A 15,227-nucleotide genomic window follows, 5' to 3' on the forward strand; every position below is an offset into this window, starting at 1 on the left:
GGACCGACAGCTCCGAATGGATGGCGGGCACGATTACATCTATCAAGCCATCGCGCGGACGGTGCTGCCATGCGGTTTGTCAAAAACGCCTGTGGAAACCTACTTGGCGCCGGAATACTAGGGGCGGTGTCTATACTCGAGTCTCGATTAAGCCGCCAACTTACCGCAAGCTACCGGAAGAGCCGCCTGTGCCTATTTCTCACAATATCCGATGCCCGCTTTTCGTCCTGTTCTTTATTCTCGGTGTCTCGGCGACTTACCCGCTACACGCCGCAGACGATGCATCGAAACACTTCGACCCGCTGGGTAAACCGCCATCAGAACACACACTGAAGGTGATTGCCGAAGACAGCGCCAAGCTGCCGTTTGACGACAAACGCGACTTTGATGAGGCCAACAAAGGGTTTATCGCCAAGCCAGACACCTGGAAGGTAACCGGCCCGGAAGGCAATGTGGTGTGGGACCTCGACCGTTACGACTTCTTCCGTAGTGACAAGAATTTCCCGAGCATCCATCCGTCGCTGCAACGGGTATCCCGTTTGAATATGAAAGTAGGCCTGTTCGAGGTGATTCCAGGTTTCTACCAGGTACGCGGTTTTGACCTCGCCAATATCACCTTTGTGCGCGGCAAGACCGGCTGGATCGTACTCGACCCATTAACCGCACCGGAGGCTGCAGCCGCGGCCAAGGCACTGGTGGATGCTGAACTGGGAGAGCGCCCGGTGGTGGCGGTGGTGTACTCCCACTCCCATGTGGATCACTGGGGCGGTGTGCGCGGAATCGTCGATGAAAAGGATGTGCAAGCGGGCAAGGTGAAGATCATCGCACCGCGCGGCTTTATGGAACATGCGGTGTCGGAAAACGTCTTTGCCGGCAACGCCATGAACCGACGGGTGCAGTACCAGTACGGCACCCAACTACCCGCCAGCCCATTTGGCCACGCCGGCCAGGGCCTGAACATGAACGTCGCCAATGGCGCGACCGGCCTGATCTCGCCCACCACAATCATCGAAGACGACTTTGAAACACTGACCGTGGACGGTGTGGAGATGGAGTTTATGAACACACCGGGCGGGGAAGCACCCTCGCAGGCGCATATCTGGTTTCCCAAAGACAAAGTCTACTGGACCGGCGAAGACGTGACCGGCGTTTTCCACAATGTGTATACCCTGCGCGGCGCACTGGTGCGCGATCCACACGTGTGGTCGCAACATATTAACCGCGCGCTGTACCGCTATGGGCGCAACGCCGAGGTGATGATCGCCTCCCACCACTGGCCACGCTGGGGCAATGCCCGCGTGCAGGAAGTACTGCGCGGGCAGCGCGACCTCTACGCCAATATGAACAACTACTCGCTGTTCCACGCCAACCAGGGCGTTACCATCAACCAGATCCACAATGTGTTCGAAACTCCCGAGGGAATCGCCAAGCAGTGGTACAACCGCGGCTACCACGGTTCACCGGAACACAACAGTCGCGCGGTAATCAATCGCTACCTGGGCTACTGGGATGGCAACCCGGCCACCCTGATTCCACTGTCACCTGCAGACTCCGCGCCGCTCTATGTAAAGATGATGGGCGGCTCCGACAAAATTCTGCGCGAGGGGCAAAAGCTACACGACGCGGGCGAATACTTTCTCGCTCAGGAAATTCTCGACAAACTGGTACAGGCAGAACCCGATAATCGCAAGGCGCGACTGCTGCTGGCCGACGTCTGGGAGCAAATCGGTTACCAGCAGGAGAACCCCGGCCTGCGCAACAGCTTTTTGCAGGGTGCGTATGAGCTGCGCAACGGTTTACCCAAGGGTGCCCCGCCAAACTCCAGCAGCCCTGACGTAATCCGGGCCATGACCACCGGGCAGTTCCTGGATTTTCTCGGCGTGCGCCTCGATCCTGCAAAAGTCGGCAATCTCGGCTTCCGCATGACACTGGTCACACCGGACAATGGAGAGAAATATGCGATTGAGTTATCCCATGGCACGCTGACCAATATCGAAGGCTTCGAAGCAGACAGCCCAGACGTGACCTTGCGTATCAATCGCTCCGATCTCGAACAGGTCATGATGGGCAAGAAGACGCTGAAAGCGACGATTGAAGACGGCACGGCCAAGGCCGATGGCAGCGTACAACTGCTGTATCAGCTCGGCCAGGCGCTGGTCACCTTCACGCCGAACTTCCCGATGATCCCGAGTAAAGAATCTGGTGCGGAACGTACGCAAAACCCGTACGAGGCAGTGATCGAATTGCCCGGGGAATAACCCTGTCTACACACAGTCACTGTCCCGGCCTGAAACGTTCAATTCCATAACTGTTTCAGGTCGATGGCGGTCCAGTCGCTGAAGTAATCGGGCACTGGCACTTTCAGCCACAGGGTGCGCTGGGCAACATCGGTGACCATTTGGTGGGTGGTTAAATCGGCATCCTGCTTGATCGGTTTGGTCGACCCACCATTAGTCGCGAAAGTGCCATCGTCATTGAACAGGCGCAGGTCCATTAGTTCGCGCACCTTGTCTGCATCCATCGCGCCGGCATTCTCGTTCAAGCGCTCGGTCATGTTCGCAAAACGGCGCAGCGAGTTACTCACCGTCTCGCGCTTGCCCAGCCCCCAGTGCTCGCCCATAAATGAATTCACCACAACCAGTGAATGCCCATCGGGTGCACGCAGACGATTACCACCGAGGGAAGAACACTCCATGGACACGCCACGGTGTTCATCACCGAGGGTCAGGATCATGGAGGTGCTGGTCAGGATGCCGTTCAGGCGCATGACTAGACTCGACAGTGTGTGCGCCTCACTCATCATGTCCGTCAGCTCGTTGAGAATGGAAGGTCGCTCCACATAAACCACAGAGCCGCCCATACTCGTGCCATCGTGCACATCAAGATACACGCCGTGTTCGTTTATCACGGTAAACGGACAATACATGCCGGGCCAGCCAAGCGCAGCAAAGCGATAGGAACCATCGGTGGGTTTGCGCACGGTCAACACCTGCGGAAATTCATTGAAGGTTTCGCTCCAGTCCATGTTGCGCCCGATAACCATATTCCCGTTGGCAGAATGTTTGCCCCAGGACAGGATCGAGGTACAACCGGCGAAGGAATGGCACTTGGACTGGAAGATGCCATATTCCATCACCTGATCGAGCATACAGACTTGCTCCGTCGGCCAGGATGAACCTTCGGCAACACCGTCGTACCACTGGCGGTTGCGCGTTGAGCAGGAGATGTAGGCGCGTCGCGCCCAACGCTGGATTTCTTCTTGCGTGAGCGCTCCCGAATCCAGCTGCGGCTGCACCAGTACGTCCCAGGTTTTTTGCATGGCGTCCACCATCAGGGCGCCGTATTGCACCCCCATGTCATGGGAACCGCCAGAGAGCACCGGGATCAGGAAGCCATTGCTCTCAAACAGTTTGCCCGCGCCAAAGCTGTACAGTAGTTGCACTGATGCCCCCTTCATGCAGCCCGTTTCATTCACCTGTTTCAGTCTAGACTCGCTCCCTCTGGCCAAGTGGCATCCCGGCAGCGCAAGCGTGAGGGCACACGCTCATTTTTTAGGCAAAACCCATCCACATGGGCTACCTAGCAAAACCTCAGCAAATTTCCTCAATAGTTAGCGTAATTTCCGCCAAATTCGCGCGATCTGTATTGCGCCGCACCAATTCGACGCAATACAATCGCCCCCACAAAATGTGACAGGCGTCACACACTAAATGCGAATCGGCACACGCCCGTCCAATTTTAACAAGTTCGAAATCTGACCGATCTACCACGGATAACTCCAAGGAACCCCGAAATGAAATCCATCATTGCATCTACCGCCCTGCTGGCACTGGCCTCCACCTCCGCCATGGCTGCAGACTCCATCCAGATCCCGCTGTCCGGCGTGCTGCCGAAGTCCTGCGACGTCTCCGCCTATATCAATGGCCCCTTCGACGCGCTGGACATGACCTCTACCGAAAAGCAGGGCTCCGAGTCCCTGAGCCCGGTATGTAACTACGGTGGCACCCTGACCGTAACCTTCAGCTCCGCCAACAATGGCGCGCTGGTGAGCGGCAGCAACACTGTACCCTACACCTTCAGCGTTTCTGGCGGCCTGCTGAACAACGCAGCACTGAGCTCCCCCGCCGTTGTCGGCAACTGGCCAGCGGTCGCCAATGGTGCCCAGACCCGCTCCATGAGCGTCACCCTGGTAAGCGCTGCAACCGTAGCGGGCACTTACACCGACACCATCACTGCAACTGTGACTCCGAACTAAGAGTCACAACTGCTCCCCTTCGGCCCCGCCTGGTTACCGGGTGAGGCCGAAGCAATCTCTTTACTGGCATCGCTTGGGAATTGACACAATGAAGCTGAAACTGTGCAACCTGTTTCTGTTCTTGTTCCTGTACTTATCGGGTAGCGCTCACGCCTATACGCTTGAGCCGTCGGTAACGGTCCTGAGCATGCCGGTTGATGCCGGTGGCGCGACACTGGTGTTGCGCAATCCACGCGATACCGCGCTGCCGGTCATCTTTGAAGTGGCCGAACGCACCATTAACGAAGATGGTTCAGAACTGGCGACGCCCTCGGACGACCGCTTTATCGTCTTCCCACCACAAGTGGTGGTACAGCCCGGCCAGGCCCAATCCATTCGCATCCAATGGGCCGGCGGCGCACTGGACCAATCCAAGTCATTCACCCTGTACGCCAGCGAGCAGCCGCTGAAAATTGAACAGCCGACCCACTCCGGCGTGAAGACACTGTTCCGCATCGGTGCGTCTATCCATGTAACTGCAGAACAGTTTTCTCCCAAAGTTGTCGTGAGCGACCATGAAGTGCTGGAAGACGGCACCTCGGTGACGCTTTCCAATGGCGGGGATGAATTTGTGTATATCGATGATTTGAGCCTGCGCCTCGACAAAATCAACCTGAGCGGGTTCCAGCTGGCCAAGGCCGCAGGTCGCACTTTGCTGCCACCTGGAGGCAAGCGCACCTTTACCATTCCCGAGCTGCGCGCCCAGCCCTTACTGCAGGAAAAGTAACGTGCGGCGACTTCTCGCGGCGCTGCTCTCGAGCGCCATCCTGCTACCCTCGCTTGTCCACGGCCAGTCGGTGAGCCCGACACGCCTCGACCTGGATTTGCGCGAGGGCAACGAAGCGGTCCTCACCCTGACCGCGACTCACCCAGCGGCTCAGGCACTGGAACTGAGTGTGCGCCCATACCGCACTGCGCAAGACGCAGAAAAAGCACAGACCCCGTTTTCGGTTTCACCACCGCAACTGCTGCTGCAACCCGGCGACACCCGGCAGGTACGGGTACGCTGGCATGGCACACAGCAACCGCAACAAAGCCAGTCTTACTACCTGGTGATTGAAGAGCTGAACCTGCGTACGCGCGACAGCGACGATGCGGGGCAAATCAACCTGCTGACCACATTCAAAATGCCGCTGCATGTGTTTCACGGTGGCGAAGCCACCCTGGTCGCTACACCCGGCGAATCCCCAGCGACAATCCAGCTCAGTAATACAGGCGCACGCTTTGCACGCCTCAGCCACTATCGCCTGGAAGCAGAAAACACCAGTACCGATGGCATTACCATCGCTCGCCTGTTGAACCGCGATGCGCTCCTGCCCGGTGAAACAGTTTCGTTGCCAGTGGCAGATCTCGGGCTACCTACCTCGCAACTTTCATCACTACGTATTGCGCACGCGCGAAAGGGAGAGGAGTAATGAAGAGCTTGTTCCCCGCTGGATCACTCACCCCCCTGCTCAGCGCACTGGCGCTTGCGCTCCCGTTTACCGGGCAGGCACAGGCGGAAACCGATACGCAAACCCACCAGGGACCGTCTGTTACGCAAACTGCAGCGGCTAGTGAAACCACGCTCGAAGTGCGGCCGGCACCGGTGCAGACTCCTGTGCCAACGCCAGATTTCCAAATCAGCCTGCCAGCCTCGGTGAATGGCATAAGTGCCGGCACGCTGCTGACCGCCATCGCTGGCAGCGACCCGGTCTCCTTTGATCGCACGCAACTGGAAACCTTCGCGCGGGAGCACTTTGACCCCCAAGTAGTCGCGCAAATTTTCGCATTAGATGCCGAATCAAATACTGAATCAGATATCCGCATCGAGGTGTTGCGCGAGCTGGGAATCGACGTTGTCTTTGACCTCAGCCGCCTGTCACTGGAGTTCAACCTGCTAGACGACCAGCGCCTTGCACAGACACTGGCGGTGCGGGAATACACTCTGGATTACGACGCGCTGGATGGCGTAGACCTGCCCGGCCGCTCCGCGTACCTCAACTTCAGCCTGACCCCGGAATACCGCTGGCAAGATGACAATCAACTCCAGAAGCGCGAGGCGATGCAGACCGAGATCGACGGCGCGCTGGTGTTGATGGAGTCTCCGCGGGTGATCCTCGAGGGTGCCGCGCGCTACGACTCCGCGTTTCAAGACAGCCGCTGGCAGCGCGGCGATGTGCGCTTACTGCACGACGATATCAGCCGCGCAATTCGCTACTCACTGGGCGATATTTTTTACCGCGCAACCGACTTTCAGTCATCTCCGCAGCTACTCGGGGTTTCTGTCGAGCGTGCCTACCAGGACATTCAGCCGCTGCGTAACATCACTCCCACCGGTTCACGCACGGTGGCCGTCAATCAGCGCTCCTCGGTGGATGTTTATGTGAACGGGTTGTTCCAGCGCACGCTGCAGGTAGACCCGGGCCGCTACCAGTTGAGCGACTTTGCTTTCAATACCGGGGTCAACGAAGTAGAGCTCGTGATTACCGATGCCTCCGGTGAGCAGCGACGGGTAAACTTCTCGCTGTTTGCGGACCCTGCGCAGCTCTCACAGGGGCTTTCCGAGTTTTCCGTCAACCTCGGCTACCAGCGCCAGACCTCACCGGAGGGCGAACTCGATTACGATTACGACCTGCCACTGCTCTCTGGTTTTTATCGCTACGGCATCAGTGACAACCTCACCCTCGGCGCCAGCCTGCAGGGCACGCGCGACGCACAAATTGTTGGTGCTGAGACGACTCTCGCCACGCCTGCGGGCATATTCTCCAGCAACCTGAGCCAAAGTGATTCCGACGTGTATGGCCGCGGCTATGCCTCATCGCTGCGCTGGTCCTTCGACTTTTTCCCGGGCAAAGCATTTGGCATCGAACAATTCCGCCCGCATGAACTGGACGTGGTCGCCGTGAATCGCAGCGACAACTTCTACTCCCTCGCCCAGGGCGCGCCAACAGAACGCTACGGCAAAGAATGGCGCGCGCGCTACTCAGCCCCCACCCTGTTCAATACGTATGTGAGCGCAAGCCTGCGCTACGCGGAGCCGTTCAGCGCGAGCGCCCCGGAAGAGCGCGCGGCGAGTATCGATTTCAGTCGCCGCTTTGGCGCACTCAGCACCACGCTGCGTATCGAGCGCGAAACGGGTGTGGAAAACGACAACCGAATGGTAATGCGCTTTTCCCTGCCCATTGGGCGCCGCAGCCTGTCGTCGGCTCAGTGGGACACACAGCGCGATTTGGGCGAAGTCACCTGGGGCCGCTTCGCCCGCGATCAGGTCGATGACTGGTCTGGCGGTTTTGCGGTGCGCTCGGAGCTCGATAACTACCGTGCCGATGCCGACGTCACCTATCACGGTAACCGCTTTATCGCCGGCGCCGACCACAGCTTTACCGAATTCTCGGATCCGGCCCTGAGCAGTGCACATGTCACCCGCGGCCGCTTCGCCACCAGCCTCGCCTATGCCGATGGCTACACCGCATTCGGGCGCCCGATTGAAGATGCCTTTGTCATGGTGCGCCGCCATCCAACACTGGCAGACACCCGCATCCTGATTGATGACCGCGACGGCGGTGCCACCGCCATCGCGGATGACTGGGGCCCGGCCATTGTGCCGCGCGTTGAAAGTTACCTGCCACGCCGCGTGCTCTGGCAAGCGGAAGAACCACCCCATGGATATGACGTGGGCGACATCGAAGCCAGCGCCCTGCCGTTCTACCGCTCCGGAGTGACCTATACCGTGGGGTCCGACGCCTCTATCACGGCAATGGGCGTCGCGCTGGATCACCGGGGGCAACCGGTCCCCATGGCGGTCGGCTACATCTATCCCCGCGATGGCCGCGAGTTTGCACCGGTCAGCACCTTTACCAACCGCCAGGGCCGATTCGTTGCCCAAGCCCTGGCACCGGGCGCCTACGTGCTGAAGTTCCCCGCCCTGGGGGACATGCAGATCCCGTTTAACATCGAAGAAACTGCCGTCGGTGTCACCGAGCTGGGCAATGTGCAGGAGCAAACCAAACTATGATCAGGCCACATTTCTTCAGTGTCTTGGCTGTGCTTTGCCTGTTCCTGCCTGCTCAGCCCACATACGCGCAAGCAGGCGCATGTGACATCAAAGAGGTCGAGCTACAGCAGCCCACCGCGCTCACCTATTTTCCGTTTCGCGATCGCCAACAGAACGGCGTGCTGCGGTTGCGTGTGAAAACCAGTGGACAGTGCAATCTCGGTGTCGGCATCGCCGGGAATGCGCGCTCAAGCCTGCAAGGCCCGGGCGGTGATCTCGGGATCACCTTCCTGAATGCACGCGGCCAGCGGCTGCCCGCCTCCGGTACCGAATCCCGCGCGGTGAGCTTTGTGCCCAACGGCGAATTCCTCGAAGCGGTGCTCACGACGCAGCTGCGCGCGCAACAGGTACTGCGCCCCGGCCAGTATCGCAACACCTTTGCCCTGCGACTCTATGAAAGCGGCCGCAACGTGAATGAGCTGGATTTCTCCGTCAATGCGTCGGTGATGCCCGAGGCAGACCTCAAGCTCGCAGGCAACAGCCAGTCGCGCACAGGCCGTGCCGCGGGGCTGAACTTTGGTGAGCTGAGAAAAGACAAAGCCCTGACCGCACTTCTTTCGGTCAATGCCAACAGTGCGTACAACCTGGCCGTGGAATCGGAAAACGGCGGTTTCCTACAACACACCAATGAGCAGAGTGAACTTGGGAAAATTCCTTACAGTGCCTGGCTCGACAATCAATTACTGCTGTTGAGCAACAGTGGCAGCAACCAACGCTATGACCTGCCCGACTCCGGACAGCGGGTTTCCAAGGTGTTGGTCAAGATTGGCGATACCAGTAACCGCAGGGCCGGTGAATACCGCGATACCCTCCGCGTGACAGTCACCATTCTCGATTGATTCGTTTTTCAGTTTTCCCGGGGCGTGTAGATTTCAACATCGCCCCCGGATTTCTTCTCTCTTCTTTCTCTCTTCTCTCTTTTTCCTTCTGTTCACGAGTCCCCTACTCTACCCATCCCGCCATAAATGGCGCTCGAATAACCGAGTACACACACCAACCACCTACCCTGATAAGCAAACCCGCTATCAGGAGCTATTTATGCGCTTACAGGGAAAAGTTGCCGTGGCCACCGGCGTATGCGGCGGTATCGGCCAGTACATTGTGAGGAAGCTGGTCGAGGAGGGCGCCCGGGTCGTTGCCGTAGATCTCTCGCGCGAACAGCTTGATGCACTCCAGGCCGACTATGGTGATGAGGTGACCACGATAACGGCAGATGTCACCAAGTACTCCGATGTCGAAGCAATGATTGCGCATGCTGTCGACCGGTTCGGCCAGGTAAATATCGTCATCAATAACGCCGGTATTGCATTCCCGAAGCCGCTACTTGAACACGACCCGGACAAAGACTTCGACGCGATCACGGCGGTCAATCAAAAAGGTGTCTACCACGGTATTCTGGCCGCCGGCAAGGCGATGCAAAAACAAGGCACAGGCGGCGTCATCATCAATACGTCCTCGGTCTACGGCACCATGGCCTCGGAGCTGAGCTTTACTTACAACGTGAGTAAAGCCGCCGTGGATATGATGACCAAATGTGCCGCCCTGGAGTACGGGCCGCAAAAAATCCGCGTATGTGCCGTAGCGCCCGGTCGCGTGGATACGCCGATGCTTCACCAGTACAAAGACCTGGGCCTGTGGGAGCACATCCGGCACGAGCAAATGCGCGATGCATTCACCAAGCCGGAAGAGATCGCAGACGTAATCGCCTTTCTCGCCAGCGACGCCGCCAACTGCATCAACGGCACCACAGTGTACGCCTCGGACGGGTTTGAGAACTTTAAGTATCCCTTAAAACCGAACTAGCGATACCCGTCCTGGCCGCACTCCACAAAGCCCTGAGCAAGCAGTTTCAGGGCAATAAATCGATGCCCGCTTACCCGCTTGCCCGCTTGCCCGCGTGCCCGCGTGCCCGTTTGCAACGTGTCGACCTCCTGACTCAGACACCTCGATATTCGCAAATCGAATATAAAATCATTTTTATATTTCATAAGTGGCGTTTCCAAGTGCAGCTCGATAGACTACATTTGTAGTCATCAAGACTACAGATGTAGTCGACACATAAAGGATGAAGGCTATGGAGATTACCGAAGCAGAGTATGAGGTGATGGAAGCGCTATGGAGCGGGGCACCAGCGAACGCCCGGGAAATATACCAGCGCCTGCTCTCGCGCAAAGACTGGCAAGAGCGCACGGTGAAAACCCTGCTCAGCCGCCTGGCCAAGAAAGGAGCCATCCGCTACGAGCAGCGAGATAGAACCTATTTTTATTCTCCCTGCTTTGAGCGTGAAGAGTATCAGGTCAAACAGGGCAGAAAACTGGTTAACCGGCTGTTCGGTGGCCAGCTGTCCATGCTCGTATCCGGTTTCGTAAAAGGTGGAGACTTGAAAAAGTCGGACATCGAAGAGCTCAAAGACATTATCAAGCAATGGGAAAAAGATAATGATTAACTGGGTCCTAGCGCAGCAGGAAGTACTCACCTTTGTACTTCTCGTCATTTGGCTCAGCGATCTCGCCCTGGCAAAGCGTATGGGTTCGCGATTTACCTACCGCCTGTACGCGCTCGTTCCCGTCGCCCTGCTGGCTGCCAACCTGCCTTCAATTTCACTCGACAGTTGGCGACCCGCTTTAGAAGCAACGCCAGTGATCCATGCACCAGTAGTCAGCACCTTAGAGGCCGTGAGCGGCTTGCAAAACCAGCAGGTTATTACCGCAACCAATAGAAACTTCGTTGGCTATGTGTGGCTAGCTGGTGCCTCCCTTCTTATCGCAGCGCTCATTGTTGGCTTGGCAAAATTATTTACGCTGCCGAAAAAGCCGATCCTTGATACCCAGTTCTATGAACGCCTACCCGACGGTGTTTTTTATATCTCGCAAAAAGTGAGAGGTCCGATTCTGAAAGGTATTTTCAGTCCCGAGATCATACTCCCCAAAGATTTCAAGAAAAGCTATACCGCCAATCAGCTGGATTACGTTTTTGCACATGAACTTGTGCATGCAAAACGCTATGACAACCTATGGAATCTATGCGCACTGATTCTTGTCATCACCTTCTGGTTCAACCCTGTCGTTTGGTTCGCTTACCTGAGGTTCCGCTTGACCCAGGAATGCGCTTGTGACGAAGAGGTTTTATTAGGGGCAAACAAAGACAAAAAAATCCAATATTCCAAGGCTATGGTGCAGTCTTACGAGCACTGGAATGGTTTTTGGGCAATCCAATCACACTATGGAGATAAAGTGACCATGATTAAGCGGATTAATCGTTTGAAAAATGCATTTAAACCATCAAAGGCAGCGCGAATTTTAGCCGGAGGGGCCGGTGCCTTTATGCTGTCCCTGGCCTTACTCTGGGGGCAGGTTTCCGCGAATTCGCCAATCACCCTGAATCTAAAAGATGCCGAGCTGGTATATTCCCAGTATCCACGCGCCGCTTTTTACGAGGGCGTGCAGGGTGAAGTCCACTTGCAATTCGATGTCGTAGACGGCGAAGTATCTTCGATCAATGTACTGCAAACTGTGACATCCGGCGGGCATGAACAGGCATTTATCGAATCGGCAACCCAGTATTTAAAGCGCCTGCCATTTGTGAACGAAAATACCAACCTGAATCGGGCGGAGCGCGTTTTCCGCTTTCATCTTGCCGGCGTCGGCGCATCAGACATAGCACTCCAGCAAGCACGGGAGAGAATGCCACATAGAATCATTCACCTGCTGCCTCATTCCATTCCAACATCGGCCAGCGAAATTGCACTCTCTGGAAAGCCGCAGCTCTCCACCACGAAAAATCACTTCCCGTCCTACCCGCAGGGGTTGGAGGAATTGGGCATTACTGCAACTGCAGTTGTTGAAATGGACGTAAGAGAGTCCGGTATCGGTGTTAACGCCCGGGTAATCCGAGTGGATGCACCGGACGAATACAAAGAAGCATTCCGCACGATCGCACAAAGCGAGGCCGATGACTTGATCGTATTTCGAAACAATACGGGGCGGCAGGTCGATAATGTAAGGGTCACCCTCTTCTGGGAACCTGCGAATTATGACAAGGGTATTGATCGCACCAAGTTAAAGAAATCCAACGCAAACCCCGGCACCTGAAGTTAGCTCGCCACCGCCTCAGGGTTGCGATCGATGCGCTGAAGTTTACTCAGCGCATCCCAAACGTTTTCGGGTATGGGCCAAGCGGCCCACTCGTATACCTGGCGCACATGTTCGGGCCAAGTTACGCCGCATACGGTTGAGGTAATGTCACTGTCATGCAGCGAAGTTTGCAAAGCGACGGCACCCAGCGGCACATCGTGACGGACACAGATTTCCTCGGCGGCGCGCACCAGCGCCAGGGTGTCGGCATCGGCGGCGCGGTATGCATAGTGACTCTGCACCGCACTGCCCTTTGACAGGATCCCACCCCCAAACGGCGCCGCATTCAACACGGAGATACCTTTTGACTTGGCCAGTTCAATCAGTGGTGCCGCATTGTGGTTTACCAGCGTATGTCGGTTATGGGTGAGTACTACGTCGAAATCCCGCTCGCGCACGATCGGCATCATCACGTCGATATTGCCCGCGGCGAGTCCAACAGCAGTAGCCAGCCCCTCCTCTTTGAGTTTGAACAATACATCCAGCGCGCCACCTTCGCGGGTGACATCAGCTAAGTCCGCGGCATACTCGACATCGTGTAGATACAGGATATCCACGCGATCGACGCACAGTGCTTCCAAGCTCTGTTCAAATGAGCGACGCGCCTGCTGCCCGTCGAACACTCGACTCTTAGCGTCCATATCCAGTTTGGTGGCAAGGACCCGCCCCTCTGGCCACCCACCCAGCCCACTGACCACCTTGCCGATGCGCTCCTCACTGCGTCCCATTGCATAAACACGAGCGGTGTCGATAAAGCCGTCCGGGCGCTCGAGGATCGCACGGATCGTGTCCAGCGCACGGCCTTCATCCACCTCATAGCCGTACAGGTCGGGGATACTTCCAAGGCCTGTCGAGCCAAAACAGATGGGCGGCACCGTCAGCCCGGTCTTGCCTATTTCTCGATTCGTCGACATGGCATGCCTCTCTATGAAATGGCCCTCAACGGAACAGCCCTCGATGGGCGGTTATCAATAAACTAATGCCGCAACAGCGCCTTGGCACTGCCCTCTTCCGGCACCGGGCCACGCATCAAGTACACCGCAATAATTGCCCCGATAATGGAAACCACAGAGCAGGTCAGCATGGCCGCGCTAAATGCGTCATCCTGCACATCGCGCAGGGCCTGTTGTAGTGCGCGGCTGGTCTCAGGCTTTAAGGTGCCGAGCTTGGTCAATATGTCGCTGTTGGAACCATTGGCGAGCGCCTGGGCCAGTTCGTGCCGCTGCTCCGACTTGACCGGCAGGGCGTGGAGAACGGTCTCCAGATGTTTGCGTATCGATGCGACGTGTGCGGCACCGGCGACGACGGAACCCACTGATGCGCCAAACGTTAAGCAGGCATTCACCATGCCCGACGCCTGCCCTGTGTGCTCCTCTGCACACAGGCGCAAGCCAATGCGAGGCAGGAGCGGAATAGTGAGCCCAAATCCGACACCGGTCACCAGTAACATCCACCAGGTGTCGCGGTATGTGGACTCGTTGGAGACGGTGGATAGTAAGATGCCGCTCAAGGCGAGACACAGCATGCCAATCGTAATTGGCCAGCGGTAACTGTAAGGGCCCAGTATCTTCGGTCCCCAAATGGAAAAGACCAGCATGACTGCGGTCATCGGCAACACCGCGGCTCCAGCCTCCACCGGACTCAGTCCGAACGCCGCGGGGGACTGCACGAACAAATTGTAAAAAATAAAGAAACCAAGCAGGTTAAAGCCCGCAATAAAAATGCCCAGGGTTGCCATTTTGAAGCGCGGGTGACGAAAGTAGTCGAGGTGTAACAGGGGGCTCTGGCAGTGCTGCTCACGCCACCAGAAGGCAATACCCGAGGCTACTCCAATCCCGATGGATACCAGTGTGACTGGGCTCGACCACCCAGCGAGGGAGCTGTTCGAGAGGCCATAGGCAATCGGCGCCAGAGTCAAAATCAGTAGCAGGCCACCGAGAACATCCAGTGATTTATGCAGTTTCTGGGACACCGGCACGTACCCGTTGCGCGAGACAATGCGCACCAGGATCAACGCTAACCCCAGCACCGCGAGGTCCATGTAAAAGATCCAGCGCCAGCTCAGATACTGCCCCAGTGCGCCGCCGATAATCGGCCCCAGGCTCATACCCAGCGCGATCATCGCACCCCAGACGCCAACCACTACTGGCCGGTTTTTCGGTGGGGTAGCGGATGTCAGCAGGGACAGAGAGGTACCAAACAGGGATGAAGCCCCAAACCCCTGCAGCATGCGCCCGAGCAATAGCTCGACACCATCGGTCGCGATAGCGACCAGCAGCGAACCACAGGCGAAGGTCAGCATACCGAGCACAAAAATACGCACCCGGCCAAATAGATCAGCACAGCGCCCCATGATTGGCATCAGTGACGATGTGGCAACCATATACACCGCCATGACCCCCTGTACCTCACTGGGCGTAAGATCCAGGTCTTTGCGCAGCATGGGGATGACCGTAGTGATCGCCGTCGTGTTGTACGCGACCACGGTCATACACATCGCCGTCATGGCAAGTACGACCCACATACCGCGCGTTGAATGCTCATCCGGTACGGAGGTTTCTGCGCTCACATTGTCTCCTTGTGTCAATCGATCCACACGCCAGTGTTTCGCTCAGCCAACGCTGACCCGAAGCACACCAGATACGCTGTTACCGCAGCGACATCGTGCAACCAGAAAATTGAAGCGTAGTTGTTGCGATAAACGCTGGCCTACCGCCAACGGTTTAGAACAACCTGGCTGCGGGCGAAAATGGCGCGCAAAACA

12 protein-coding genes are annotated in these 15,227 nt (G+C 57.1%); 9 read left to right on the forward strand and 3 right to left on the reverse strand.

The genetic code is table 11. The features are described 5' to 3' along the window. Positions 1–188 precede the first annotated feature (188 nt). Entirely contained in the window at positions 189–2,258 is a 2,070-nt protein-coding gene (locus AS89_RS0115025) for an alkyl/aryl-sulfatase (RefSeq protein ID WP_010133542.1), read from the forward strand. 38 nt (positions 2,259–2,296) lie between these two features. Here AS89_RS0115025 and AS89_RS0115030 read toward each other — a convergent pair whose 3' ends face one another. Then, positions 2,297–3,442 (reverse strand): C45 family autoproteolytic acyltransferase/hydolase, encoded by a 1,146-nt coding sequence (locus AS89_RS0115030; RefSeq protein WP_138976419.1) that lies wholly within the window; start codon positions 3,440–3,442, stop codon positions 2,297–2,299. 351 nt (positions 3,443–3,793) lie between these two features. Here AS89_RS0115030 and AS89_RS0115035 point away from each other — a divergent pair, with 351 nt between their 5' ends. The 8 genes from AS89_RS0115035 (at position 3,794) to AS89_RS0115075 (ending at position 12,421) form a co-directional block, all read left to right on the forward strand. Then, complete coding sequence (locus AS89_RS0115035; protein WP_010133544.1) at positions 3,794–4,255, forward strand: hypothetical protein; 462 nt, start codon at positions 3,794–3,796, stop codon at positions 4,253–4,255. A gap of 88 nt (positions 4,256–4,343) precedes the next feature. Next, positions 4,344–5,021 (forward strand): fimbria/pilus periplasmic chaperone, encoded by a 678-nt coding sequence (locus AS89_RS0115040; protein WP_010133545.1) that lies wholly within the window; start codon positions 4,344–4,346, stop codon positions 5,019–5,021. Position 5,022: 1 nt separating this feature from the next. Further along, the gene (locus tag AS89_RS0115045) at positions 5,023–5,709 is read left to right on the forward strand and encodes a fimbrial biogenesis chaperone (RefSeq protein WP_010133546.1); all 687 of its coding nucleotides are present in this window, start codon (positions 5,023–5,025) and stop codon (positions 5,707–5,709) included. Continuing rightward, positions 5,709–8,291, forward strand: coding sequence for a fimbria/pilus outer membrane usher protein (locus tag AS89_RS0115050; protein WP_010133547.1), 2,583 nt, complete (start codon positions 5,709–5,711; stop codon positions 8,289–8,291). Before AS89_RS0115045 ends, AS89_RS0115050 begins: the two co-directional genes overlap by 1 nt. After that, positions 8,288–9,169, forward strand: a complete 882-nt coding sequence (locus tag AS89_RS0115055; protein WP_010133548.1) for a hypothetical protein — start codon at positions 8,288–8,290, stop codon at positions 9,167–9,169. Before AS89_RS0115050 ends, AS89_RS0115055 begins: the two co-directional genes overlap by 4 nt. 199 nt (positions 9,170–9,368) lie before the next feature. After that, positions 9,369–10,133, forward strand: coding sequence for an SDR family NAD(P)-dependent oxidoreductase (locus AS89_RS0115060; RefSeq protein ID WP_010133549.1), 765 nt, complete (start codon positions 9,369–9,371; stop codon positions 10,131–10,133). Between the two features lie 271 nt (positions 10,134–10,404). Then, positions 10,405–10,776 carry a BlaI/MecI/CopY family transcriptional regulator gene (locus AS89_RS0115070; RefSeq protein ID WP_010133551.1) on the forward strand — a complete coding sequence of 124 codons (372 nt, stop codon included), beginning with the start codon at positions 10,405–10,407 and terminating at the stop codon, positions 10,774–10,776. Then, positions 10,769–12,421, forward strand: coding sequence for a M56 family metallopeptidase (locus tag AS89_RS0115075; RefSeq protein ID WP_010133552.1), 1,653 nt, complete (start codon positions 10,769–10,771; stop codon positions 12,419–12,421). The genes AS89_RS0115070 and AS89_RS0115075 overlap by 8 nt, the downstream gene beginning before the upstream one ends. Before the next feature lie 2 nt (positions 12,422–12,423). Here the strand turns inward: AS89_RS0115075 and AS89_RS0115080 are convergent, their stop codons facing one another. Next, the gene (locus AS89_RS0115080; protein WP_029250076.1) at positions 12,424–13,377 is read right to left on the reverse strand and encodes an aldo/keto reductase; all 954 of its coding nucleotides are present in this window, start codon (positions 13,375–13,377) and stop codon (positions 12,424–12,426) included. Between the two features lie 62 nt (positions 13,378–13,439). Further along, positions 13,440–15,032 (reverse strand): MFS transporter, encoded by a 1,593-nt coding sequence (locus tag AS89_RS0115085; RefSeq protein WP_010133554.1) that lies wholly within the window; start codon positions 15,030–15,032, stop codon positions 13,440–13,442. Positions 15,033–15,227: the final 195 nt, after the last annotated feature.

The sequence above is a fragment of the Microbulbifer agarilyticus S89 genome, from assembly GCF_000220505.1.
GTDB lineage: Bacteria > Pseudomonadota > Gammaproteobacteria > Pseudomonadales > Cellvibrionaceae > Microbulbifer > Microbulbifer agarilyticus_B.